Source organism: Maribacter sp. (genome assembly GCA_020629415.1).
Taxonomy (GTDB): domain Bacteria; phylum Bacteroidota; class Bacteroidia; order Flavobacteriales; family Flavobacteriaceae; genus Maribacter; species Maribacter huludaoensis.
Window position 1 is genome coordinate 39,230 of record JAHDDL010000009.1, and the last position, 24,175, is coordinate 63,404.

The window sequence follows — 24,175 nt, forward strand, 5'->3', positions numbered from 1 at the left end:
TTGAATTTGTATTTATAAAGTATGTTAGTAGACAACCATAATAGAGCAATTAATTATCTAAGATTGGCGGTGACAGACCGTTGCAATCTTCGTTGTAATTATTGTATGCCTGAGGAGGGAATTAATTTTGCCAAAAATGATAAGTTGTTTACCATAGAGGAGTTGGTAAAATTGAGCGAGATAGTAGTTTCTCAAGGTATAGATAAAATACGGATTACAGGTGGTGAGCCTTTTGTTCGTAAAGATTTAATGGTATTGTTAAGAAGCTTGTCTAAATTAGAAGGTTTAAATGATATTTCCGTTACTACGAACGCAACGCTAATTGGTCCATTTATAGATGAGTTGAAAGAACTGGGCATTAAGAATATAAATGTGAGTATGGATGCCATTAATCGTGAGACTTTTGAGCGTATTACCCGCAGGGATCATTATGATGTGGTGTATAATAATATGATTAGGTTGATTACCGAAGGTTTTAATGTGCGTATCAACTTTATTGCTTTAGATGGTCAGAATACAGATGACATTCTACCAATGCTAGAATTGACAAAGCACTATAATGTATCGGTGCGTTTTTTGGAAGAAATGCCTTTTAATGGTGGTTCCAAGGAATTTCAGACTATTAAATGGGATTTTAAAACTATACTTGAACATATTAGAAGTAAGCATCCAGATTATTACAAACTAGACTCTCCAAAAACATCTACATCTATAAATTATAAGATACCAGGGTTTAAAGGAACTTTTGGGGTCATTCCTTCTTTTAGTAGAACATTTTGTGGTAGTTGTAATCGTTTAAGAATTTCGGCTACGGGAGACGTTATTACTTGTTTGTATGCCAAAGCAAGCGCAAATCTTAGAGATATTATGAGAGCCGATGCTATGGAAGATAATATCAAAAAAGAAATTTTAAAGGCTGTTGGCAGTCGTGCAAAAACAGGTTTTGAGGCACAAGAAAAGTATAAGGACGTATTTAGTAATTCAATGACTTCAATAGGAGGATGATGCAGAAGAAATTATCACATATAGATGAATCTGGGAATGCTACCATGGTAGATGTTTCTCAAAAAACACCTTCGGTACGTACTGCAATTGCCAGTGGAATTATAAAATTTCCAGCGGAAGTTTTTAAATCATTATCAGACCAAGATTTTGTAGGCAAGAAGGGTAGTATTGTACAAACAGCTGTTATTGCTGGTATACAGGGTGTAAAGAAAACATCGGAATTAATACCGTTGTGCCATCAAATAAACCTGTCTAAAATAAATGTTGAAATTGAACCGGCATTAGATTCATTTCAGATTACCTGTACTGTAAAATGCAATGAAAAGACCGGGGTTGAGATGGAAGCTTTAACCGGGGTTTCTATAGCTGCCTTAACCATTTATGATATGTGCAAGGCGCTTTCACAAGACATCGTAATCGGTACAATTCAACTAGAACAAAAAACAGGAGGTAAGAATGATTTCCAAAGATAAGATATACGGATTGGTTCTTTCAGGTGGTAAAAGCACTAGAATGGGAGAGGATAAGGGTTTAATTACTTACCACAAGCTGCCGCAACGTGAGCATTTGTACCATTTGTTGAATGAGGTTTGCGATAAAACTTTTCTTAGTATCCGTAAAGATCAAAAAAGCGAAATTTCTAATATGTTCGATGTCATAATAGATAATGATGAATTCAGAGGTCCTTACAACGGATTGCTGTCTGCTCATAAAGAGCATCCAGATGCTGCGTGGTTGGTATTAGCCTGCGATTTGCCATTGATGGATAAAAGGGCTTTAGAGGAGCTGATTGAAGCAAGAAATTCAGATAAAATAGCAAGTGCTTTTGCAGACGCGGATGACCCGTTGCCAGAGCCACTTTGTGCTATTTGGGAACCGGAGGCTTTAAAACAATCTGTTGCTTATTTAGAAGCAGGTAACGGTTCTTGCCCTAGAAAATTTCTGATTAATTCAGATGTAAATTTGGTATTTCCACAACAAAAAGAGGTGCTGTTAAATGCGAATTCCAGAGCGGAGTATGAAGAGGCGCTACTAAAAATAGCACCATGAACGAAGAACGTTATCTAAGACAAATAACTTTAGACGGATTTGGCACCATTGGCCAGCAAAAGCTAAACGATGCCAAAGTACTTGTGGTAGGTGCTGGCGGATTGGGTATTCCTGTCCTAACCTATTTGAATGCCATGGGTGTGGGTACATTGGGTATTGTAGATGCGGATATAGTTTCGTTATCTAACCTTCATCGTCAAGTTTTATTTACCGAAGCTATGGTAGGCATTCCCAAAGTTGAGGCTATTAAAAAGCAATTATCGGCTCAAAATTCTACAACGCAAATACATACATATCAAACTTTTTTAACTGTAGCCAACGCGCTTGATATAATTGAAAACTATGATATTGTTGTAGATGCTACAGATAATTTTCCCACCAGATATCTAATTAACGATGCCTGTATAATTTTGGATAAACCATTTGTATATGGGGCACTACATGCATTTGAAGGTCAGGTAAGCGTATTTAACTACAAAGGCGGACCAACATATCGTTGTTTGTTCCCTACCATGCCAGGGGCTGATGCCGTTCCAAATTGTAATGAGAACGGTGTATTGGGTATTTTACCTGGTATTATTGGTAATCTACAAGCACTGGAAGTTGTAAAAGTAATTGCGGAGATAGGAGAGGTGTTGTCCGGTACTTTATTACTTTTTGATGCACTAAGCCAGCGAACACAAAAAATGAAATTCCAGCTACAGATAGGTAATAACAAAATTAAGACTCTTGCAAGTAGCTATGAGTTTGACTGTGAGCTACCTATAAAATCGGTTGGGGCTGCTGAGCTTAAAAAATTGCTTTCAGATACGGCTGTTGAGCTCATAGATGTACGTACAGATAAAGAGTTTCAAAGGCAACATTTAAAAGAAGCCAAACATATTCCTTTAAGTGAATTAACGAGTAGGGTAGATGAGATTGATCTAGAGAGTACCGTTTATGTTATATGTCAGTCAGGTATTCGCAGTAAAAAAGCTATTGCATCTTTACTGGAATTATTTCCTGGTAAGGCTTTTGTTGATGTTTCAGGAGGTATGAACCAGATAAAGAATTATGTTGATACCTATTGAGCAACTAATTCTTTTATGTTTTGGATTTTTTATAATTGCCACATTGTATTCTTCTGTAGGTTTTGGTGGTGGTTCTAGCTATCTAGCGCTACTAACGTTATTTCTAACTAGTTTTTTTGATATTAGATCCATTGCGTTAGTTTGTAATTTAGTGGTAGTTTCAGGTAGTACGTATCTGTATTTCAAAAATGGTCACGCAAAATTGAAAGATTTTTTACCCTTTGTTTTGGCAAGCATTCCGTTGGCGTATTTAGGTGCTACATTTCGTTTAAAGGAGAGTGTCTTTTTTATGATTCTAGGATCTTCTCTTATTCTATCGGCTTTGTTTTTGGCTGTCCAGACATTTAATATAAACCAATCTAAAAAAGAGGTTGAAGATTATCCTAATTATTTAAGTTATGTATTGGGAGCGGGAATTGGGTTCTTGTCTGGATTAGTAGGGATTGGTGGAGGAATTTTTCTTGCTCCGATTTTAAATCATTTACGATGGAATAAAGCCATCAAAATAGCCGCTCTAGCAAGTTTCTTCATTTTGGTAAATTCTGTATCAGGTTTATTTGGGTTGATAACCAGTAATTCATTGTCATTACCTTGGCTAGAAACTATTTGCTTGGTTGTATCAGTTCTTCTTGGCGGACAGTTAGGTATTCGCATTAGTCTTAAAAAACTATCGGCTAATGGTATTAAAAGGGTTACTGCGTTATTGGTACTCGTTGTTGGTATGCGTGTATTGTTGATCAACGGACTCGGGTTATTTTAAAAGGTTGAATACATTTGATTGTAATTCTATGAGGGTATAATTTATAATAGTTTTACCTTTAATTCTATGATCACATTTAATGAAGCCTACCAAAAAGTATTGGACCATCCTTTAAATTTAGGAACGGAGACCGTGCCGCTAATAAATAGTTTAAAAAGAATACTAGCTGAGGATATTTTTGCCGATAGAGATTTTCCTCCTTTTGATCGTGCAACCAAAGATGGTATTGCAATTCAGTTCTCTGATATTGTAAATAGCGGACATTCTTTAGGAATTGAAGGTGTAGCCGCCGCTGGTTCAGTTCAAAAGGTCTTGTCGGATAATCATAATTGTATAGAAGTAATGACCGGTGCAGTTGTGCCAGAAAATTGCGATACTGTGGTTATGTATGAACACATCACTATTGATGGTGGTAAGGTTACTATTAATGAGAAAGTGACTAAAGGTCAAAATATTCATTATCAAGGCAGTGATGAAAAAGCCGGTGCACTTCTGTTATCTAAAGGAAAAAAGATTAGTCCTGCAGAAATTGGTGTGATGGCTACCGTTGGGAAGGCAACGGTGATGGTTAAGGGAAACCCTAAAGTTTGTACTATTGCCACAGGGAATGAATTGGTTGAGGTTAGTGATACTCCCAAGCCGCACCAAATACGAAAATCCAATATGCTTACAATTGAGACCGCATTATTGAATTCTAAAATTGAAGCTAGTTCTCTTCATTTAGTAGATGATAAAACTATGATCAAAAACAAATTAGAGAAAGCTTTAATTGAAAATAATGTGCTTCTGTTGAGTGGCGGAGTATCAAAAGGAAAGTTCGATTTTATTCCCGAAGTGATGGAATCATTGGGTGTAGCCAAAGTTTTTCATAGAGTACTTCAAAGACCGGGTAAACCCTTTTGGTTTGGAATTCATCCAGAATTGAAGACAGTTATTTTTTCTTTTCCTGGGAATCCCGTTTCTACATTTGCCAATTATCATCTTTACTTTTTACCATGGTTGCATATCTCATGGGGCATTTCAATAGATAAATCGTATATTAAGTTAAGTATAAGGATAACCGTATCACAGCCGTTAACCAGATTTATACAGGTAAATGCTGAAGAAAGAGAAGGTGAATTTTGGGCAACTCCTGTTGTTGAAAATGGTTCGGGAGATTTAACCAGTTTAGCAAAGGCTGACGGATTTATTTGCCTAGAACCGAGAAATAAGGAGTATGAAGTAGGGGAGGTTGTACCTTTTGTAAAGACCAGGTAGTAATCAATTAAATTTTTCTATATGAATCCAGTGGTAAAAAATATTTTGGCTGTCGTAGCCGGAGTAGTTGTTGGTAGTATCGTTAATATGGGAATTATTATGATTAGTGGTTCCATAATTCCGCCACCAGAGGGCGGAGATATTACGACAATGGTAGGATTGAAAGCAACCATGCATTTATTTGAACCCAAACATTTCATTTTTCCTTTTCTTGCTCATGCTTTGGGCACGTTGGTAGGGGCTTTTGTGGCAACTAGAATAGCGGCAACCAGAAAAATGTTAATGGCTTTAGTCATTGGCTTGTTTTTTCTAATTGGTGGTACAGCAAATATTGCCATGCTTGGCGGACCAATGTGGTTTACCGCTCTAGATATTATAGTGGCTTACATGCCAATGGCATATGTTGGTTACATGCTTGGCAAGAAATAACCTAAAATAGTTATAAATAAAAAGAGGCGGTCTAGAATTCTAGACAGCCTCTTTTTTACACATAATTTTAAGGTGTTACTTTCCTTCGTACTTGCCCATGTAGCGTTTCCAAAGTTCAGTTTGGTGTGTTTCTAAAGAAACTGTTCTACCATCAATAAAAACATGTGTTAAACGATTTCCTGCCATATCTAGAGCATCACCTTCAGATATAAAAAGGGTGGCACTTTTACCATTCTCCAATGTTCCGTAAAGGTCATCTATACCTAAAATCTTGGCAGTATTACCGGTCAATAGTTGAACTGCTATTTCCTTATCCAGTCCTTGTTGTGCAGCTTGACCGGCATAGAAAGGTAAATTTCTGGTTTGAAAATTAACCGCATCTGAATTTTGAATTCCCACTAGCAAACCTGCATCTACCAATAGCTTGGGTAATTTATAAGGTAGGTCATAATCATCATCATCAAATACCGGAAGATTATGCGTATACTGTACCAAAACAGGAATATCATTGCTTTTTAAAAATTCTGGAATTTTATAAGCATGGTATCCACCGATCAAAACCACTTCTTTAACGCCGTTCATTTTTAAAATGTTAATGGCATCTATAATCTGTCTTTCATCATCTGCATGTACATATAATTTTTGACTGCCATCAAAAACACCTTTCATTGCTGCGTAAGCAGGGTTTACCTCTTTGGGAGTAGATTTCCCGTAGGCGGTAGCATTTTTTATAAATGATATTACCGCTTCGGTTTGTTCCGCATAATCTTTATTTGGGTGATATCCTGGATCTTCACCTGCCCACCAACGACCTTGTTTAAAGGTAGCTGGCCAGTTTAAATGTATACCGTCATCTACTTTAATGGCTGCATCTTCCCAGTTCCAAGCATCAAATTGTACAATACTTGAAGTTCCTGAAATTCGACCTCCAGAAGGAGCGATCTGCCCTATTAAGACTCCGTTAGGTCTCATACTTTCAACCACTTTAGATTCTGCATTGTAGGCAATTAAACTTCTTACATGGGGTATGAAATCTCCTATTTCATCTTCATCTTTAGATGCTCTAACGGCATCAATCTCAACTAAACCTAGTGTTTTTGCGGGAGCAATGAATCCTGGGTAAACGTGTTTGCCGGTAGCATCTATTACTTTACCTTTTCTGGCAATTCTCATTTTTGAATCCCCTACAAAAGTAATCTTACCATCTTCGAACATGATAAGCGAACTTTCAATTACTTCTCCGTTACCCAAATGCGCCGTGGCACCTTCAATAGTAATGGCTTCGGTTTGTTTAGAGCCGGGTGTTTGTTGTGCCATAGTTGGTACTACAAGTCCTAAGGCTATGATTAAGGTTATAAATTTTTTCATTTGTATTGTTTTATGTTTTTTGAAATGTAGCTTGTTATGTTAAAGGCTTTCGCAAGTGAAATCTCTTTTTACACTTTGTTTAGGACCTTGCATTTTTTTACCGCTACTTTTCTCTTTAAGCATCATGGTAACCAACTCGTTTCTTTCTTTTTTAATTTTCTCACGGTTTTTCTTATCCATTTCCAAATCAAAATAGGTAACTCCTTCGATCATTGTCTTTTCTGCTTTGGTATAAACTGATAGCGGGTTGCCAGACCATAAGACCAAATCTGCATCCTTACCTTCTTTTATACTACCTACACGGTTATCTAAATGTAACAATTTTGCAGGGTTGATAGTAATCATTTTCCAAGCTTCAAGCTCGGTCAAACCACCGTATTTTATTGTTTTGGCGGCTTCTTGGTTCAATCTTCTGATCATCTCACGGTCATCACTATTAATAGCCGTTACCACCCCTTGCTTTTGCATTATTGCCGCATTATAAGGTATAGCATCGTTTACTTCGAATTTATACGCCCACCAGTCACTGAAGGTACCTGCACCTACACCGTGTTCTGCCATTTTATCGGCTACTTTATAACCTTCCAGAATGTGGGTAAACGTGTTTATTCTAAATCCAAAATGTTCGGCAACCTTCATCATCATGTTAATTTCGCTCTGTACGTAAGAGTGGCAAGAGATAAAACGCTCACCGTTAATAATCTCGGCCAGTACTTCCATTTCCTCGTCATATCGGTAAGGTTCACCATTTTTCTTTTTGGTGTCATATTCCTTGGCTCTTTGAAAGTAGTTCATGTATAATTGTTCCACCCCCATACGCGTTTGTGGGAAACGTGAAAAGCTGCCCCAATTACTTTGCTTTACATTCTCGCCAAGTGCAAATTTGATGAACTTAGGAGAATTGTCATATATGAGTCCGTCTGCTTCTTCTCCCCATTTTAATTTTAGAATTGCAGATCTGCCACCAATTGGGTTTGCAGAACCATGTAGTAATTGAAGTGATGTAACACCACCGGCAAGAGAACGATAGATTCCCATATGTTCCGGATCTACAACATCTTCCATTTTAACTTCCGCAGAACTGTTTTGACCGGCTTCATTTACCGCCAAAGCTGCTATATGGCTATGTTCATCAATAATGCCGGCAGTTAAATGTTTACCTGTAGCATCGATCACCGTTGCACCACCGGCGCTTAGATCTTTTCCTATTTTAACTATTTTTCCGTTTTTAACAAGAACATCTGTATTTTCCAATATACCGGCATCTTCACTTGTCCATACCGTGGCATTCTTAAATAATGTGTTTTGTGCTTTTGGTTTAGTTGCAAAGCCGTAGCCTAAATTAGGGAAGGTTACTGGCATTACTTTGATAGCCGGCTCGTTGTTATTTTTTTCCGCTTCCGTTTCTGTAAACGATTTCAATTTTGTGGCAGTAAATTGAGATTCTGTACCATCTGGTAGTACCAATCTACCAGCTAAATTGTCAGATGCTTCGGTTACGGCACCTATCATTCTATATGTTTTTTCACCTTTGTCCGTTGCAAATGAAAGGGTAACCCAATTGTCATCGTATGAAATTTTAGATGATAATTTTGTGGTGTCCTGTTTTACCTCGATTTTTGGTTTAGAAATTTCGCCTTTTATAGAAACATCATAGGATTTTCCCTGTACTGCTAAGCTGTAATCTCCACGAATATCTTTTGAATCCATTGAGTTTATGACATTTTTGGTCCCTTGTACCCAGTTTTCGTATAATGTGGTCGATTTATCAAAAACGTTGCCCGACGTAATCAAGAAATTTGCCAAAGCCCCCGTTTTTAAAGTGCCTATTTCGTTTGATTTGCCCAATATTTGTGCAGGTACCGTAGTTAGGGCTTCTAGAGCTTTTGTAGAAGAAAGACCGTATTCAATGGCTTTTATCAATTTTTCTTTAAACTTTGCCGGTGATTTAAGATCGTGCGTAGTAAATGAAAACTGAATTCCGTTCTCTGCCAATACTTTTGGATTGGAAGGAGCTTGGTTCCAATAACGCATATCTTGTAAGGATACGTAATCTACGGCATACGGGTTAGAGACATCATAGGCATCAGGAAAGTTCAATGGTACTATGAATTTTGCATTGGTGCCTTTAATTTCTTCTATACGTTCAAACTCATTGCCACCACCTAAAATAGTATATTGTATACCGTTGGCATCTCCTATTTTATCTACACGTAAATCATGAGATTTGTCTTTGGCCTCAAAAATCTGCACCAAACTTTTATTTTCATTAAGTGCTTCTAAAGAAAGGTCTGTAGTGGTAGCATTGCCTTTAGCGTACCAATCTGCATCGCTATACATTTGTCTCAACAATGCTAATACTCCCATTAATGAACCTGGGTAAGATTGTCCTTTTGCAATACTTCTGGTCAAAGAAAAATATTGGGCGGATTTGTCATCTAATATCCTATTGGCATTTGTTCCTTTTGCATTCAGGGCAATTAAGACTCCTGTACCTCTGGCAATACCATCTTGTATATGGGAATTTACGACACCAAATCCAGCTTCTCGTAACACCTTTGCTTCTTTGTCATCATAAGCAAACTTTTCAATTGCTTTGTTTTCTGGCATAATATGGTCGTTCCAGTAATAACCTTCTCTTGATGGTTCATATTGGGTAGAACGACCTCCACCTTGTTTTTTCTTTGCTTGTTCTACTCCAAATTTAGAATATACGTCTATAAAAGATGGGTAGATAGATTTACCCTTTAAATCTATAATTACGGCGTTCTTTGGAATACTTACAGAGCTTGAAGCACTGACGACCTTTCCGTGTTGGATCAATAATGTTCCGTTTTCTATTACTTGTGTAGGGGTTACAAAGATTTTTGCGTTGGTAAAAGCCGTGTAATTATTGTTATTGACTTTTATCCCTGCATTTTCCGGGAAATAGTCTTGTGCGGTCAAAAGTGAGCCATACCCAAGTAGGCATAGCACAAAAAATAGTTTTTTCATTGTGTTCGGTTTGAATTAGTATCTCTAAAAATACTCGGATTACTCAGCAAACACGGTCTATTTCACTTTTCTTTAACACTTGGTTTTTTAATTATAAAGAATCGCTATTATTTTCTTAAAAATTTAAAAAAAGGACCGATAAATTGAGCTAGGATCACGAAATTTCATCCAAATTTAAAGTGGATGATCTTTATGATAAGCTACCAGGAATAGTACTACGGCGCTATAACTCTTAATACCTTCTTTTTGGTTATTGGCTTTTAGAAAAGTATCGAATATTGATTTGAAAACCGGTTCCATAGGGTTTTCGTAAGAATTCCAAAAAATGGACATTTCTTGAAAGTTGCTTTTTACCCCAGAGTTCAGTTGTAGCATCAATTTATCAAAATCTTCGGTATTGGTTCTTCTAATATCGTTTAAACAATAACCTAGTCCATAGGCGTATGCCGCATATTTAAAATAAGGGTCTTTGTTATTAGAAGTTACTAGATAGCCTATAAAGTTTGTTTCGTTTTCCGCAGAGTAACCAATTTGATGACCTACCTCATGACCGGCAACAAATGGAAATCTGAAGTTTGGTAGTAAGTCGTTTACCTGGGCCTCATTTGTAAACGGATTTAAATATCCGGCGTATCCCATGTAGGTCAACCCGGTACTGAACAATGATCTTTTAATACTAGGCCTATCATATGCCAAAAAAGGATGAATCGTTTTTAGATCATCATAACCGTCTATCGTTTTATTGAAAATTTCTTTTTGGGAGTAAGGTATTTTTACCGCTAAACTTGAGTCTTTAGTTATGGCAATTTGTGTCTGGTTAGTTTTCTTAATTAACCTTTCCGTAAATTCAAGTAAATCTTGGTATTCTCTGTTTGGTACCAATTCTAGTTTCTTGGCCAATGGTTCTCTATAATAGTTCATGCCCCACATGACATGGAAGGTGAAATAGGCAACGGAGAGTACCATGGCTACATTTTGTAAAAATTTCAGTTTATTTCGCCAAATGTATTTTCTGTTCTTAAATAGGTAGGTGATGGCAAGTAGTATTAAAATAAAATAGATGATATCGCCTACTGAAAAAGGAATCCAACCTAAAAGAAACCTAAAGAATTTGGAAATTACAGGATATAATCCCGTACTGTAATATTGCTCCACTAAATCGCTACGTGTGGCAAGCCATTTTACAATTATAATTTGTGGGACCAAAGAAATAGCAAGCGCATTTTTAAAAGATATCTTCATTATCTCAAAAATAGCGAAATCCTTTTTCTATAAGTATTTTTGCAGGTACTAACCATGAAAATAATTATATGGATATTGATAAGTTAGAACCTATAGCTGTATGGAAAAATTTTTCTAGATTGAATGCCGTACCTAGACCCTCAAAAAAAGAGGAAAGGGTAATCAGTTTTATGTTGGATTTTGGTAATGGTCTTGGTCTAGAAACTTTTTCTGATGAAATAGGTAATGTTATCATTAGAAAACCTGCCGCAAAAGGTATGGAAGATAAGAAAATGATAACGCTGCAGAGCCATTTAGATATGGTACACCAAAAAAATGCCGACACCGTTTTTGATTTTGATACCCAAGGTATAGAAATGTATGTTGATGATGATTGGGTGAAAGCAAAGGGTACCACATTAGGTGCGGATAATGGTATGGGTGTTGCCGCTATAATGGCGCTTTTGGAAAGTACAGAAATACAGCATCCTGCTCTTGAAGCTTTATTTACAATTGATGAGGAAACGGGAATGACCGGTGCTTTTGAATTGAAAGCAGGAGTTTTACAGGGAGAAATTCTTTTAAATTTAGATACTGAGGAAGATGACGAAATTGATATTGGTTGTGCAGGTGGTATTGACGTTACCGCCACTAGAACATATAATGAAAAGGACGGAACTCACGGTGACGCCGGTTTAGAGATTACTGTAAAAGGTTTAAAGGGTGGCCATAGTGGTATGGATATTCATAAAGGTTTGGGCAATGCCAATAAGATTATGAATAGATTGCTCTTTTTAGGTCTTGATTATAACGTTCGCATCAGCTCATTGAACGGTGGTAGTCTTAGAAATGCAATACCTAGGGAAAGTGTTTGTAAACTAAATGTTGGTAGAAAGCATGCCAGTGAATTCTTTAAAAAGATAAATGAACTTTCTAAGGTTATAAAGGAAGAGTTAAGTGTGCAAGAGCCGGATCTGCAAATAGAATTTAAAGATGTAAAGCCCGCTAAAAAGGTGATGGGTCTTGGTGCGCAAGAAAAATTGGTAAAAGCTGTTTATGCAGCGCATAATGGTGTTTATGCCATGAGCGGGGCTATTGCTGATTTGGTTGAAACGTCTAACAATATTGCAATTGTAAAAGTTGAAAAAGGAGAGATAACTATTGGTTGCCTAACACGGTCATCAGTAGAAACGGCTAAGCTAGATCTGGCAAATTCTCTGCGTTCTGCTTTTGAATTAAGTGGTTTTAAGGTTAGTTTTAGTGGGGCTTATCCAGGTTGGAATCCTAATCCTAATTCTGAAATATTAACAGTAGTAAAAGATAGCTATGTTAAATTATTTAAGGAACGGCCAAGGGTCGTTGCATGCCATGCAGGATTGGAATGCGGTATTTTGGGTCAAAATTATCCTGATGTGGATATGGTTAGTTTTGGACCTACAATTCTTGGGGCACACTCGCCAGATGAAAGAGTAAGTATTTCTTCCGTTCAAAAATTTTGGAGTTTACTTCTAGAGATTTTAAAGAATACAAATTAGAATTGCAGATATAAAAAAAGCCCTTTAGTGAAGACTAAAGGGCTTTTTTATTTGTTTTTATTATTGGGTTATTCCCGTAATTTCCAAATCAAAGATTAAATCTGCATCTGGTGGAATTGGACCGCCACCTTGTGGACCATAACCTAAATGAGACGGAATGAACAAACGGACTTTATCACCCACTTTCATGGTTAAAAGTCCTTCTCTAAATCCGGCGATCAAACGAGATTCTGGAGAGTAATCCATAGGTACCGGCATGTAACCGCCACCTTGTTGTCTTTTAATATCGAACATACCATATTTTTGAGCAACTTCTTCATAGTTACTGTCAAATAAGGTACCGTCCATTAAGTAACCTGCATACATTACATTTACTTTCTGACCTACCTTTGGTTTTTCACCAGAGCCACTTTCTAAAGTCAATACTTTAAGACCTGAAGCCAAGGTTTGTGCTTTTGCTTTTTGAGCTTCGATCGAAGATGCAAATTCCGCTTTAATTTTTTTTACTTCCGCCAATTTTTCAGCTTTCTCTTTTTCAATAGCGGCCAGTCTTTCTTCTTCACCATCAAAATAATCAGTCATTATTTGTACCGCATCGAATTTGCGGGCCTCTTTGCCGTTTCTAATGATTTCAATAGTGTTCATTATAACCGGTTCTAATGGCTTGTTGCCTGCGCCTACTGGAACATTTGCAATAGAATCCACTACCTCCATACCTTCAACTACTTCTCCAAACACGGTGTGTTTGTTATTTAGCCAAGGTGTTTCTTTATGAGTAATGAAAAATTGACTTCCGTTGGTCGTTGGCCCTGAGTTTGCCATTGACAGAATTCCTTTTTTATCATGAACCAATGAATCGTTGAATTCATCCATAAATTTATAGCCAGGGTTTCCTGTTCCTTGCCCTAAAGGATCGCCCCCTTGAATCATGAAATCTTTCATAATTCTATGGAACGTTAATCCGTCATAATATTTTTTACCTTTATATTCTTCACTTACAAAAGTATTTGTTCCCTCTGCCAAGGAAACAAAGTTGGCTACGGTAACAGGTGTTTTTTCTTGCTCTAAACGAACAATAATATCGCCTTTAGATGTTTTTATATCGGCGAACAAGCCGTCTCCTAAATCAGCTCTTTTACTGGTTTTGCAGCTAGCTAAAACTAGGGCAATTACTGCAATCAAGTACATTTTTTTAATCATAATGGTCTTTTTAATTTACTGCGTTGTCTTCTTGTTTTTCTATTTTTAAAATGGTAATCGTAGATTTAATTGGAACATTACTACCTATTTTATTTTCATCTCCATGATACCCAAAAGCAATTGATGAAGGAAAAAGAAATGTAGCCCGTTCATTTTCTTTTAACATTTTAATAGCATCCCTAAGGCCTAAGAACAATTCTTGCTTATCAACCTTATAGGTAACAACGCCAATATCTTCTTGAGAATAAATAGTATCGTTATCCAAGGTTAAAATGTCATAGGTAAATGCTACTAAATCATCTGTTTTTGGGGTGTAGTTAGTTTCTTCATTAACATTTAAATAATGAAACCAAGAACCGGAATTACTGTGAGAATAATGTTTTAGAGAGTCTAGGGCAATAATTTTTTGAATTTTACTTTCTTCGGCTTCCAGCAGTTTTCTACTTCTTTCTATAGACGCCTTAAAGAAGCTTCCGCTTTTCGTTTGAACCGGTTTTCTTGGTTCAGGGCCATCACAGCCTAGCGCCAAAATGGCTATGAATAAAACTAAAACTAATCTCATGATTGTAATTGATTCTTATAAGCAGGTAACAATGATGTAAATTTAGCTATGGTGTCTTCAATATTGTCATCACTTTTTCCGCCTGCCGCATTTGTGTGTCCGCCTCCATTAAAGTGTTTTCTTGCAAAATCATTAACGGAAAAATCACCTACCGACCTAAAAGAAATTTTATAAATTCCCTCTTCTCTATTTTCAATAAATATGACTGCAAATTTAATTCCGTCCAATGTTAGACCATAGTTTACAAACCCTTCGGTATCGCCTTTTTGATAATTAAAAGTGTCTAATTCATCTTGACTTAACGTAATGTAGGCCGTTGAATATTCTTCTAATATTACCATATTCTTCAAAGCACAGCCCAATAAATGAAGTCTGCTTGGAGAATTTGTGTCATAAATACGATGATGAATTTCTGTGCCTTCTGCGCCTTTGTCCATAAGATCTGCAACAACTCTATGGGTGTTGCTGGTTGTGGCTGCAAATTTAAAAGATCCGGTATCTGTCATAATACCTGTATATATACAGTTGGCCATTTCTGGGGTAATGCTATTATCGTCCCCCAGTTGGTTGATGAGTACATATACCATTTCACAAGTAGAGCTCATTTTTACATCTGAATACATGATTTTAGCATAATCCGATGGCTCTTGATGATGATCTACCATCACAAAAGTACTTTTTGCAGATGCCAAAATATCGCTCATTTGACCAACGCGGCCTAAATGGTTGAAGTCTAATGTAAAAATGATGTCTGCATTATGTATACATGCTTTAGATTGTGAATTTTCTTTTTCAAAATTCAATATTTTATCTGAGCCCGGCATCCATTTTAAAAACTTTGGATAATCATTTGGAGCAACAATACTAGCTGTATGACCGGTGTTGACCAAATAATGCCAAAGTGCCAAAGTTGATCCAATGGCGTCCCCATCAGGATTTTTGTGTGGAATAATTGCTATTTTCTTTGGTGAAGAAAGTAGTTTTTTTAGCTCGTTTAAGTGCTCTAAATTCATGGCGGCAAAGATACAATTTAATAATATAGGCTTTAAACCGAATACCTTAATTTTACCCAGACTTAACTATCTCATATGAAAATTATATACTTTTTTATAAGTACGCTATTTTTGGTATCATGTTCATTCAAGAAAAAAGCGGTAGAAAATAAAGCTTTAAATGCTGATTTTGTACTGGCTTTTGGTTCTTGTAACAGGGTTGATCTGCCCAATCTTTTATGGGATGACGTTTTAAAAGCCAAACCAGATGTTTGGGTCTGGGGCGGTGATAATATTTATGCGGATACCGATGATATGGTTGCTCTTAGAGCAATGTATAATGAACAAAAAGAACAATCTATATATAAGAAACTTGTAGAACGTACGGATATATTAGGTACTTGGGATGATCATGATTATGGTCTAAATGATGGCGGAGTAGAATTTAAGGCTAAGGATGCCAGTCAACAAGAGTTCTTGAATTTTATGGATGTCCCAGAGAGCAGTCCGCTAAGAAAGCGCCAAGGGGTCTATAATTCCAAGAAATATGAAGTGGATGGTCATACTATAAATATCATTATTTTGGATACTCGGTATTTTAGAACAAAGTTGACCCCTGATACCGAAACAAGAAAGAGGGTAAGACCCAATGAGTATGGGGTAGGTACTATGTTGGGAGCAGCGCAATGGGGTTGGTTAGAAAAAGAACTGAATGATTCAAAAGCTGATTTTAACATCATTGTAAGTAGTGTACAATACTTGTCTAATGAACATGGTTTTGAAACTTGGGGCAATTTTCCTCATGAGGTAGATAAGTTGGCAAACATTATTTTAGATTCAAAGGCTAGAGGAGTAATTATTTTATCTGGTGATAGGCATATATCAGAGTTTTCAAGCACTAAAATAACAGGAATGGAATATCCTTTAATAGATTTTACTAGTAGCGGGCTTACCCATGCTTATAGAGGTTTTACGGGTGAACCAAATAAATATAGAGTAGGAGAAGTTGTTTTTACAGAAAGTTTTGGAATTTTGGAGTTTGATTTTGAAGCTAAAAAGGTTGATTTTAAAATAGTTGGAGATAATGGAATTGTGCTGGAGGAGATAGAACAAGTCTACGAATAGTTGTGAGATATGTGGAAAAACGTATTTTTGCGCAAAAATTAAGATATGAGTACGAATAGAACGTTTACAATGATCAAACCAGATGCCGTAAAGAACGGGCATATTGGGGCTATTTTAGAAAAAATTACTGCTGCTGGTTTTAAGATCGTAGCGATGAAATATACACAATTGAGCTTAAGAGATGCACAAGAATTTTATGGTGTGCACAGAGAGCGTCCTTTCTTTGGTGAGTTAGTGGAGTTCATGACAAGTGGTACAATTGTAGCGGCAATCTTGGAAAAAGAAAATGCTGTTGAGGATTTTAGGGCATTGATCGGTGCTACCAACCCTGCAGACGCAGCAGAGGGTACTATACGTAAAATGTTTGCTACCAGTATTGGCGAAAATGCCGTACATGGTTCTGATAGCGATGAGAATGCGGCTATTGAAGGTGCATTCCATTTTTCTGGTAGAGAAATTTACTAAGACGAATTATAACAAATAAAAAAAGCCAGTTCTTTAGAACTGGCTTTTTTTATTATCTGTGTTTGTGATTTGGCTATCTAAGCACAAGTTTTTTTACTACTTCTTTTCCGATTTCTTCATTGAGCATGCGTACAATTTTAGATTTTCCCAAGCTTAATTCTTCACGCAATACAGATGAGCTTAAGGACACGTAAAGGGTGCCGAATTTTAATTCAATTTCAGTAGTATAATTATTTACACCGTTGCCCATTAGTTTTGCCCATGCTACTCTAGCATCAACTTTATCTATTCCTTTTTCTAATTTGTTTTTTTGAATAAATGCAGAAAGCGCATCTTTCATTGAAGTGTTATCGTTGCCTCTACTTGCCATTATGGGGTTATGTTTATAGGTTCAAATCTGTTGTATTGATATGTAGTACCTTGATTGTTCTTTACCGAGAAACTTTCAGCAGATAGTTTGGTCAAAACTTCTTCCCAAGTATTAGCGTTGTTACTGTAACTCATAAAAACCGAATCGTTAGAAATTCTAATTGTAAAAGGTTCTGCATCATTTGAGGTTTCGAAAGTACCGTTGAATTTTGGGTCAACTTTTTTTCTAAATCCCGTTATAGAATCTAATTTAATATAATCTACGGTACTGTTTACGGTGTACTCTTTTTTTGCCCCGTCTTTAAAGGTAACTTCTTTTATTTCCCAATATCCGTTTAATAGGTGTAACTGACTTTCGTCAATTTTGGCGTTGCAAGAAATAAAGATTAAGGAGCAAATGACCAGTAATTTTTTCATCGTTATAATTTAAAAATTTTATAGGATTGATGAATTTTTTTAACAACACTTTCGGTTCTATCCGCATGGGTGTCACTGATAAAAATTTGACCAAAATTTTCATCGTTTACCAAAGTTATAATATGCGATACCCTATGTTCGTCCAGTTTGTCGAAAATATCATCTAAGATTAGAATAGGCGTAGTTCCACTTTGCGATTTCATAAAATGAAACTGTGCAAATTTTAAAGCTATTAAAAAGGACTTCTGTTGGCCTTGACTACCAAATTTTTTAATGGGATAGTTGCTGATTTCAAAGCTAAGGTCGTCTTTATGAATACCTACACTGGTGTATTGCAGTGCCCGGTCTTTATCTAAATTTTTATTTAAAAGAGTTAGGAGGTCATAATCCTTCAATTTACTATTGTAGGAAAGTGAAACATCTTCGGTATTGACGGTAATAGATTTATATTGTTCTTGAAAAATAGGTATAAAGGCTTCCAGGAATGAGGTTCTTTTTTTAAAGATTTCATTACCATAAGTCTCCATCTGCTCATTGTATACGGCCAAAGTATCTTTGTTGAACGTTCTATTGGCGGCAAAGTATTTAAGCAAAGCATTTCTTTGCGAAACAACCTTGTTATAATTGATGAGGTTTTGCAGGTAGCCTTTATCGGATTGGGAGATTACGCCATCAATAAATTTTCTACGGGTATCGCTACCTTCTATTATAAGGTCTCTGTCCGCAGGAGAAATAATGACCAATGGCAAAAGACCAATATGGTCCGCAAAGCGATCGTATGCTTTTCCGTTGCGTTTTATTACTTTTTTATTGTTCTTCTTTAAGCTACAAACAATTTTTTCTTCCCTTCCCTCTTTTTCAAATGTGCCATCGATAACAAAAAAATCAGAACCATGACGAATATTTTGAGAAGAAACAGGGTTAAAATAGCTTTTGCCAAATGATAAATGGTAAATGGCATCAAGAATGTTTGTTTTACCAATTCCGTTATCACCTACAAAACAATTTATTTTAGCATCGAACGTCAGTTCTTTTGATTCAAAATTTTTGTAATTGATTAGCGATAATTGTCTTAGCAGCATTAATAAAATCGGATTTTAGATTTGGAAGAATGTAAACCAGTTTAAAATATCCAAAAATAACGAATAAATACACTTTGCGATTTCAATAAAACCATTATTTTTGCGCGACCAATAAATTTAGAGATGGCTACATATAAAAAAAGAGGATATAAACCTGAAACAAAGGCTGAACAGCAAGAATTTGACGAACAGGAAAGCACAACTGCTGAGGTTTTTAGTTCGTTGGATGAAGGTGCTTCTAGATCGGAAGAGTGGGTTTCTAAGAATCAAAATATTATTTTAGGTGTCATTGGTGTTATTGCTATTAGTGTATTAGGCTATTTGGCCTATGATCAATTTGTGGAAAAACCGAAAGAGGCCAATGCTGCAAATGAGATGTATTACCCACAGCAATATTTTGACCAGGCATTGGTTGCAACCAGCGCTAAGGATTCATTGTTTAATTTGGCATTGGAAGGTGCTGAAGGTAAATATGGTTTTTTGGATATTATAGAAGAATATAGCGGTACAAAAGCGGCAAACCTTGCAAACTATGGTGCTGGTATGTCTTATTTAAATATGAACAAATACCAGGAGGCAATTACTTATTTAGAAGATTTTAGTTCTGACGATGCTGTTTTGGGCGCTTTGGCCAAAGGTGGTTTGGGTGATGCTTTTATGCAATTGGATCAACCTTCAGATGCGTTAGGATATTATGAGGCTGCGGTTAAGCATAGTGATAATGATTATACGGCCCCTAAATTTCTATACAAGGCAGGTATTACTGCTTTGGAAATGGGAGATAAGGATAAGGCCTTGAGTTTTTTCCAAAAAATAAAGGACGAGTTTCCAAAATCAGAAAATGCCGCTTCTATAGATGCGTTTATAGGCATGGCTAAAAGTGGTGAATAATGGCTACAGTAAATAAAAATTTATCGGTTTACGATAAAGCAACAATCCCAAACGCGAACGGACTTCGGTTTGGGATTGTTGTTTCAGAATGGAATTCAGAAATAACAGAAGGTCTATATTCTGGTGCAATTGAAGCTTTATTAGATTGCGGCGCAAAAGAATCTGACATCATCCGTTGGGACGTGCCCGGTAGTTTTGAACTAACCTTTGGTTCCAAGAAAATGATACAGAGCCTTAAGGTAGATGCGGTCATTGCTATTGGTAGCGTTATACAAGGGGAAACCAAACATTTTGATTTTGTGTGCGATGCAACTGCACAAGGCATAAAAGACTTAAATGTAATTACTGATGTACCGGTCATATTTTGTGTTCTTACGGACAATACTATGCAGCAGGCCATAGACCGTAGTGGTGGTAAGCATGGTAATAAAGGTACTGAAGCCGCTATTGCCGCCATTAAAATGGCAGTTTTGGGTAAAGGCTAAAGTTTATACTCACTTAGTTTTTCGCGAAGTTTAACAGAGCTGGGTCAATGTCGTAAGATGTTAACAAATTTTGGCATTGGTAACATGTCCTATTTTTCTATTTTAAGTAACTTTGATGTTATGGGGATGCTGAGCAAAATAACGCGGTTACGAAAAAATAGGTCATTTGAATACAATCCTAGGTATTACGATGGTAAGGGAAAAGGTAATCCTTATAAAATAGAGCCGAAATTTGACCAATTCCGCAGTACGTTAAATACATCCCGGGGATTAAAAAGAAAGATTAATAGTGCAATTGAAGACACTAAAAGACAAGGCGATCGTAATTTAAAGATCAGAATGACTATAATAATTGCGGTATTGGTTCTTATATTTCTTTACATTATAGATTTTGACCTCACAATTTTCTTTACTTCATAATGGCAGATATTATTAGATTATTACCAGACCATGTAGCAAACCAAATTGCTGCTGGTGAAGTGGTTCAACGTCCATCTTCTGTGGTAAAAGAATTAATGGAGAATGCCATTGATGCCGGTGCGACCGAAATTCAGCTTATTATCAAGGATGGTGGTAAAACATTGATTCAAGTAGTTGATAACGGTAAAGGTATGAGCGGAACAGATGCACGCTTAAGCTTTGAACGCCATGCTACATCAAAAATTCAAAAGGCAGAAGATCTCTTTAATTTAAATACCAAAGGTTTTAGGGGAGAGGCTTTAGCTTCAATTGCCGCTATTGCACATGTAGAAATGCTGACCAAGACGGAGGAAGACGACATTGGTACCAAAATTAAAATTGAAGGCAGTAAAATAGTTACACAAGAGGTTGTGGTAGCCCCAAAGGGAACTTCAATGTTGGTAAAAAATCTTTTCTTCAATATTCCGGCAAGACGTAATTTTTTAAAGTCTGATCAAGTTGAATACAGGCACATTGCCGATGAATTTCATAGAATAGCACTGGCTCATCCACAGGTCGCTTTTAATTTTTATAATAATGGTAGCGATGTTTTTCAGCTGCCCGGAAATGATTTTAGAAAACGAATAGTACATATTTTTGGGAGAAAAACAGATGAAAAGCTGGTGCCTGTAGAAGAAGAAACCCAGGTGGTTAAAATTTCCGGCTATATCCAAAAACCTGAATTTGCTAAAAAAAGTAGGGGAGAGCAGTTTTTCTTTGCAAATAATAGATTTATTAAGAGTCCGTATTTACACCATGCTATATTGGGTGCTTTTGAAGGTTTAATTCGTCCGGGTACGCATCCCGGGTATTTTTTAAGCCTTGAGGTTGATCCGGGTACCATTGATATAAATATACATCCAACCAAGACAGAGGTTAAGTTTGATGATGAGCATACGTTATACGCTATGCTAAAATCTACCGTTAAACATAGTTTAGGTCAATTCAACGTTGTGCCCGCATTGGATTTTGAACAAGATCAAAATTTAGATACTCCGTATTCCTATAAAAACAAAACAGTAGATATACCGCAAGTAGTAGTAGACTCTTCCTTTAATCCATTTGAAACGGCACAACCTGTGAAAAGCAATACTAACGGTGGTAATTATAAGAAACCAAAGGTAGACGGTTGGGAAAATTTATATGTAGGCTTAGAAACATCTGCAGATAGTGGAGCAAGTCATTTGGAGTTTGAGTCAGAAGTAGTCAATAGCAGTATTTTTGATAATGAAAAAGAAGTTGTAGATCATTCTACGACTACTTTTCAAATGCGTAAAAAGTATATTATTACAACAATTAAATCTGGTATGGTCGTCATCAACCAGAGTAGGGCGCACCAAAGGGTGTTATATGAGAATTTTTTAAAAAATATTACAATTAAAGAAGCTGTTAGCCAGCAGTTACTTTTTCCTTTGACCTTATCTTTTTCTACTAGCGAAATAAGTATTTTAAGGGAAATTAAAGAGAATTTATGTACCGTTGGTTTCGTATTTGGGGAAATTTCCAATGACGGCGTAGAAATTTCAGGAGTTCCGGTTTTAGTTGTTGAAAGTGAAGTGCAAATGATTATGGAGCAACTCATTTCTGATTTTCAGCAAGAAGTGCCGGGCGATAGTTTTTCTCAAAGTGATATGTTGGCAAAGACCTTGGCAAAAACACTCTCTGTAAAAACTGGCGAAACCTTAGATGAGTTTTCTCAAGTAAAATTGGTAAACGATTTGTTTGCATGTAAGGAAACAACTTTAAGTCCGTTTAACAAGAAAGTTTACATTACGGTTACAGAGAATGATATTGAACGAAAATTTATATAAATGGGAAGGATAACAGAAACTATTAAACATTTACTGATAATTAACGTTCTGTTTTTTGTTGCTACACAATTGTATGGTGAACAAATGTATGAGTTATTTTCTTTGTACTTTCCAAAAAATGAACATTTTCAACTTTGGCAGATCATTACCCATATGTTTATGCATGGCGGGTTTATGCATATATTATTTAATATGTATGCTTTATGGGCTTTTGGGTCACCTTTAGAGCAAATGTGGGGTAGAAATAAATTCTTGTTTTTCTATATTTCTGCCGGCTTAGGTGCTGCATTGATTCATATTGGGGTTAATTATTACTACTACAATGCCGGAATGAGTGCCTTAATGGAGGCTGGATTAGCTGAAAGTAATATTCTTGAAATCATTAATAGCGGGCAGTATAGTACAGACTGGTATAATATAGCAGGTAAAGCAACTATAGATAACTTTCTAAGCGCATTCAATACCCCGGTAGTTGGTGCGTCTGGTGCTATTTACGGTATATTAGTTGCATTTGGTATGTCTTATCCAAATAGTGAATTGTTTCTTATTTTTCTTCCTGTTCCCATTAAGGCAAAATTCTTTATACCTGTTTTAATAGGATTGGATTTGTTTTCTGGTGTTACCGGGTATAGTCTGTTTGGGCAAGGTATTGCTCATTTTGCCCATGTTGGTGGAGCCTTATTTGGATTCTTAATGATGTGGTACTGGAAAAAAAATCAGTTTAATAATAGGTGGAACTAAACTATGGCTCAACCAGATTTAAAATATCAATTTAGTAGATTAAACATTGCAGAAAAACTCATTGCGGTCAACGTACTGGTTTTTATTGTAAATGCTTTAATTCCCTTTCTATTAGGCTTATCAGGTAATAGTATTGTGCAGTGGTTTGAGTTGCCCAATGATATAGTGGATATTGCTTTGCAACCATGGTCAATTGTTACCTATTCATTTTTTCATGGAGGTATAGGTCACTTGTTTTGGAACATGTTAATGATCTATTTTGTGGGGCGTATCTTTCTAAACTTATTTGATGCGAAGCGCTTTTTAAATGTATATATTTTGGGGGTTATTTTGGGCGGACTCTTTTTTGTTCTGGGCTATAATATCTTTCCTGCTTTTTTTGACATCAATGCCACTTTGATCGGTGCTTCGGCAGGTGCCAGTGCCGTTTTAATATTTATATGTACATATTTGCCAAATCAAGAAGTGCGGATTATATTTTTCAATGTAAAACTTTGGATGGTAGGGGCGGTATTGGTTCTAAGTGATTTAATTCAATTGCCAATCAGTAACTCTGGGGGGCATTTGGCGCATTTGGGCGGTGCATTTTTAGGATACTTATATGCAAGTCAATTGGCAAAAGGAAACGATATTGGGTCTGGTTTTTCAAAGTTTATGGATAGTATTGCTAACCTTTTTAAGGCTTCAGAGAAGAAGGCGCCATTAAAAACCGTCTATAAGAATAAAAGTACTACACATAGTACCAGCGGTTCTGCCGTTGATTACGATAAGAAATCTCATCAGAAAAAGATTGATGCTATACTTGACAAAATTAGTAAATCTGGTTATGAAAGTCTTTCAAAGGCAGAAAAGGACTTTTTGTTTAAAGCTGGTAAAGAAAATTAAGC

Annotated in this window: 25 protein-coding genes; 16 read left to right on the top strand and 9 right to left on the bottom strand. The window is 36.3% G+C overall.

Annotation, left to right across the window (positions count from 1 at the left end; genetic code table 11):
• Positions 1–21: 21 nt before the first annotated feature.
• The 7 genes from moaA to QZ657_RS05660 all read left to right on the top strand — a co-directional run bounded on the left by moaA (position 22) and on the right by QZ657_RS05660 (position 5,571).
• Positions 22–1,005, top strand: a complete 984-nt coding sequence (gene moaA, locus QZ657_RS05630; RefSeq protein ID WP_291965510.1) for a GTP 3',8-cyclase MoaA — start codon at positions 22–24, stop codon at positions 1,003–1,005.
• On the top strand, positions 1,005–1,478 hold the full coding sequence (gene moaC, locus QZ657_RS05635; RefSeq protein WP_291960051.1) for a cyclic pyranopterin monophosphate synthase MoaC: 474 nt from the start codon (positions 1,005–1,007) through the stop codon (positions 1,476–1,478). Before moaA ends, moaC begins: the two co-directional genes overlap by 1 nt.
• Positions 1,462–2,055 (top strand): NTP transferase domain-containing protein, encoded by a 594-nt coding sequence (locus QZ657_RS05640; protein ID WP_291965513.1) that lies wholly within the window; start codon positions 1,462–1,464, stop codon positions 2,053–2,055. Before moaC ends, QZ657_RS05640 begins: the two co-directional genes overlap by 17 nt.
• The gene (locus QZ657_RS05645; RefSeq protein ID WP_291965515.1) at positions 2,052–3,125 is read left to right on the top strand and encodes a HesA/MoeB/ThiF family protein; all 1,074 of its coding nucleotides are present in this window, start codon (positions 2,052–2,054) and stop codon (positions 3,123–3,125) included. Before QZ657_RS05640 ends, QZ657_RS05645 begins: the two co-directional genes overlap by 4 nt.
• Positions 3,109–3,885: a sulfite exporter TauE/SafE family protein gene (locus QZ657_RS05650; RefSeq protein ID WP_291965517.1), complete on the top strand. Its 777-nt coding sequence runs from the start codon at positions 3,109–3,111 to the stop codon at positions 3,883–3,885. The genes QZ657_RS05645 and QZ657_RS05650 overlap by 17 nt, the downstream gene beginning before the upstream one ends.
• A gap of 66 nt (positions 3,886–3,951) precedes the next feature.
• Positions 3,952–5,142: a molybdopterin molybdotransferase MoeA gene (locus QZ657_RS05655; RefSeq protein WP_291965519.1), complete on the top strand. Its 1,191-nt coding sequence runs from the start codon at positions 3,952–3,954 to the stop codon at positions 5,140–5,142.
• A gap of 21 nt (positions 5,143–5,163) precedes the next feature.
• Complete coding sequence (locus tag QZ657_RS05660; RefSeq protein ID WP_291965521.1) at positions 5,164–5,571, top strand: hypothetical protein; 408 nt, start codon at positions 5,164–5,166, stop codon at positions 5,569–5,571.
• Positions 5,572–5,646: 75 nt separating this feature from the next.
• Here the strand turns inward: QZ657_RS05660 and QZ657_RS05665 are convergent, their stop codons facing one another.
• The 3 genes from QZ657_RS05665 to QZ657_RS05675 all read right to left on the bottom strand — a co-directional run bounded on the left by QZ657_RS05665 (position 5,647) and on the right by QZ657_RS05675 (position 11,175).
• Positions 5,647–6,939 (bottom strand): amidohydrolase family protein, encoded by a 1,293-nt coding sequence (locus tag QZ657_RS05665; protein WP_291965523.1) that lies wholly within the window; start codon positions 6,937–6,939, stop codon positions 5,647–5,649.
• Positions 6,940–6,978: 39 nt separating this feature from the next.
• Positions 6,979–9,933: an amidohydrolase family protein gene (locus QZ657_RS05670; RefSeq protein WP_291965525.1), complete on the bottom strand. Its 2,955-nt coding sequence runs from the start codon at positions 9,931–9,933 to the stop codon at positions 6,979–6,981.
• 174 nt (positions 9,934–10,107) lie between these two features.
• A complete protein-coding gene (locus tag QZ657_RS05675) occupies positions 10,108–11,175 on the bottom strand; it encodes a DUF3810 domain-containing protein (protein ID WP_291965527.1) in 1,068 nt (355 codons plus the stop codon).
• 68 nt (positions 11,176–11,243) lie between these two features.
• Here QZ657_RS05675 and QZ657_RS05680 point away from each other — a divergent pair, with 68 nt between their 5' ends.
• Entirely contained in the window at positions 11,244–12,689 is a 1,446-nt protein-coding gene (locus tag QZ657_RS05680) for an aminoacyl-histidine dipeptidase (protein WP_291965528.1), read from the top strand.
• Positions 12,690–12,749: 60 nt separating this feature from the next.
• On the opposite strand, the gene QZ657_RS05685 is transcribed toward QZ657_RS05680, so the two are convergent.
• From QZ657_RS05685 to QZ657_RS05695, 3 genes are read right to left on the bottom strand one after another with little or no spacing between them, the layout of a single operon-like run.
• Entirely contained in the window at positions 12,750–13,886 is a 1,137-nt protein-coding gene (locus tag QZ657_RS05685; RefSeq protein WP_412759675.1) for a peptidylprolyl isomerase, read from the bottom strand.
• A gap of 13 nt (positions 13,887–13,899) precedes the next feature.
• A complete protein-coding gene (gldI, locus tag QZ657_RS05690) occupies positions 13,900–14,451 on the bottom strand; it encodes a gliding motility-associated peptidyl-prolyl isomerase GldI (protein ID WP_276473147.1) in 552 nt (183 codons plus the stop codon).
• Positions 14,448–15,464: a DHH family phosphoesterase gene (locus QZ657_RS05695; RefSeq protein WP_291965532.1), complete on the bottom strand. Its 1,017-nt coding sequence runs from the start codon at positions 15,462–15,464 to the stop codon at positions 14,448–14,450. The genes gldI and QZ657_RS05695 overlap by 4 nt, the downstream gene beginning before the upstream one ends.
• A 75-nt stretch (positions 15,465–15,539) precedes the next feature.
• On the opposite strand from QZ657_RS05695, the gene QZ657_RS05700 reads away from it, so the two are divergent.
• Positions 15,540–16,568 carry an alkaline phosphatase D family protein gene (locus QZ657_RS05700; RefSeq protein WP_291965533.1) on the top strand — a complete coding sequence of 343 codons (1,029 nt, stop codon included), beginning with the start codon at positions 15,540–15,542 and terminating at the stop codon, positions 16,566–16,568.
• Between the two features lie 45 nt (positions 16,569–16,613).
• Entirely contained in the window at positions 16,614–17,033 is a 420-nt protein-coding gene (locus tag QZ657_RS05705) for a nucleoside-diphosphate kinase (protein WP_276473144.1), read from the top strand.
• Between the two features lie 73 nt (positions 17,034–17,106).
• Here QZ657_RS05705 and QZ657_RS05710 read toward each other — a convergent pair whose 3' ends face one another.
• The 3 genes from QZ657_RS05710 to recF are packed head-to-tail and all read right to left on the bottom strand — an operon-like array spanning position 17,107 to position 18,901.
• Positions 17,107–17,403: a DUF721 domain-containing protein gene (locus QZ657_RS05710; protein WP_291965535.1), complete on the bottom strand. Its 297-nt coding sequence runs from the start codon at positions 17,401–17,403 to the stop codon at positions 17,107–17,109.
• Entirely contained in the window at positions 17,403–17,819 is a 417-nt protein-coding gene (locus QZ657_RS05715) for a lipocalin family protein (protein WP_291965537.1), read from the bottom strand. The genes QZ657_RS05710 and QZ657_RS05715 overlap by 1 nt, the downstream gene beginning before the upstream one ends.
• A 2-nt stretch (positions 17,820–17,821) precedes the next feature.
• The gene (gene recF / locus QZ657_RS05720) at positions 17,822–18,901 is read right to left on the bottom strand and encodes a DNA replication/repair protein RecF (RefSeq protein ID WP_291965539.1); all 1,080 of its coding nucleotides are present in this window, start codon (positions 18,899–18,901) and stop codon (positions 17,822–17,824) included.
• 123 nt (positions 18,902–19,024) lie between these two features.
• Between recF and QZ657_RS05725 the strand changes: the two genes are divergently transcribed.
• From QZ657_RS05725 to QZ657_RS05750, 6 genes are read left to right on the top strand one after another with little or no spacing between them, the layout of a single operon-like run.
• On the top strand, positions 19,025–19,792 hold the full coding sequence (locus tag QZ657_RS05725; protein WP_276473140.1) for a tetratricopeptide repeat protein: 768 nt from the start codon (positions 19,025–19,027) through the stop codon (positions 19,790–19,792).
• Positions 19,792–20,277: a 6,7-dimethyl-8-ribityllumazine synthase gene (gene ribH, locus QZ657_RS05730; protein WP_291960080.1), complete on the top strand. Its 486-nt coding sequence runs from the start codon at positions 19,792–19,794 to the stop codon at positions 20,275–20,277. The genes QZ657_RS05725 and ribH overlap by 1 nt, the downstream gene beginning before the upstream one ends.
• Before the next feature lie 57 nt (positions 20,278–20,334).
• On the top strand, positions 20,335–20,697 hold the full coding sequence (locus QZ657_RS05735; RefSeq protein ID WP_366934158.1) for a riboflavin synthase subunit beta: 363 nt from the start codon (positions 20,335–20,337) through the stop codon (positions 20,695–20,697).
• Positions 20,697–22,547, top strand: coding sequence for a DNA mismatch repair endonuclease MutL (gene mutL / locus QZ657_RS05740; RefSeq protein ID WP_291965541.1), 1,851 nt, complete (start codon positions 20,697–20,699; stop codon positions 22,545–22,547). Before QZ657_RS05735 ends, mutL begins: the two co-directional genes overlap by 1 nt.
• Entirely contained in the window at positions 22,548–23,288 is a 741-nt protein-coding gene (locus tag QZ657_RS05745) for a rhomboid family intramembrane serine protease (RefSeq protein ID WP_291965543.1), read from the top strand. It abuts the gene before it with no gap.
• A gap of 3 nt (positions 23,289–23,291) precedes the next feature.
• Positions 23,292–24,173 carry a rhomboid family intramembrane serine protease gene (locus tag QZ657_RS05750; protein ID WP_291965545.1) on the top strand — a complete coding sequence of 294 codons (882 nt, stop codon included), beginning with the start codon at positions 23,292–23,294 and terminating at the stop codon, positions 24,171–24,173.
• The last annotated feature ends 2 nt before the right edge of the window (positions 24,174–24,175 follow it).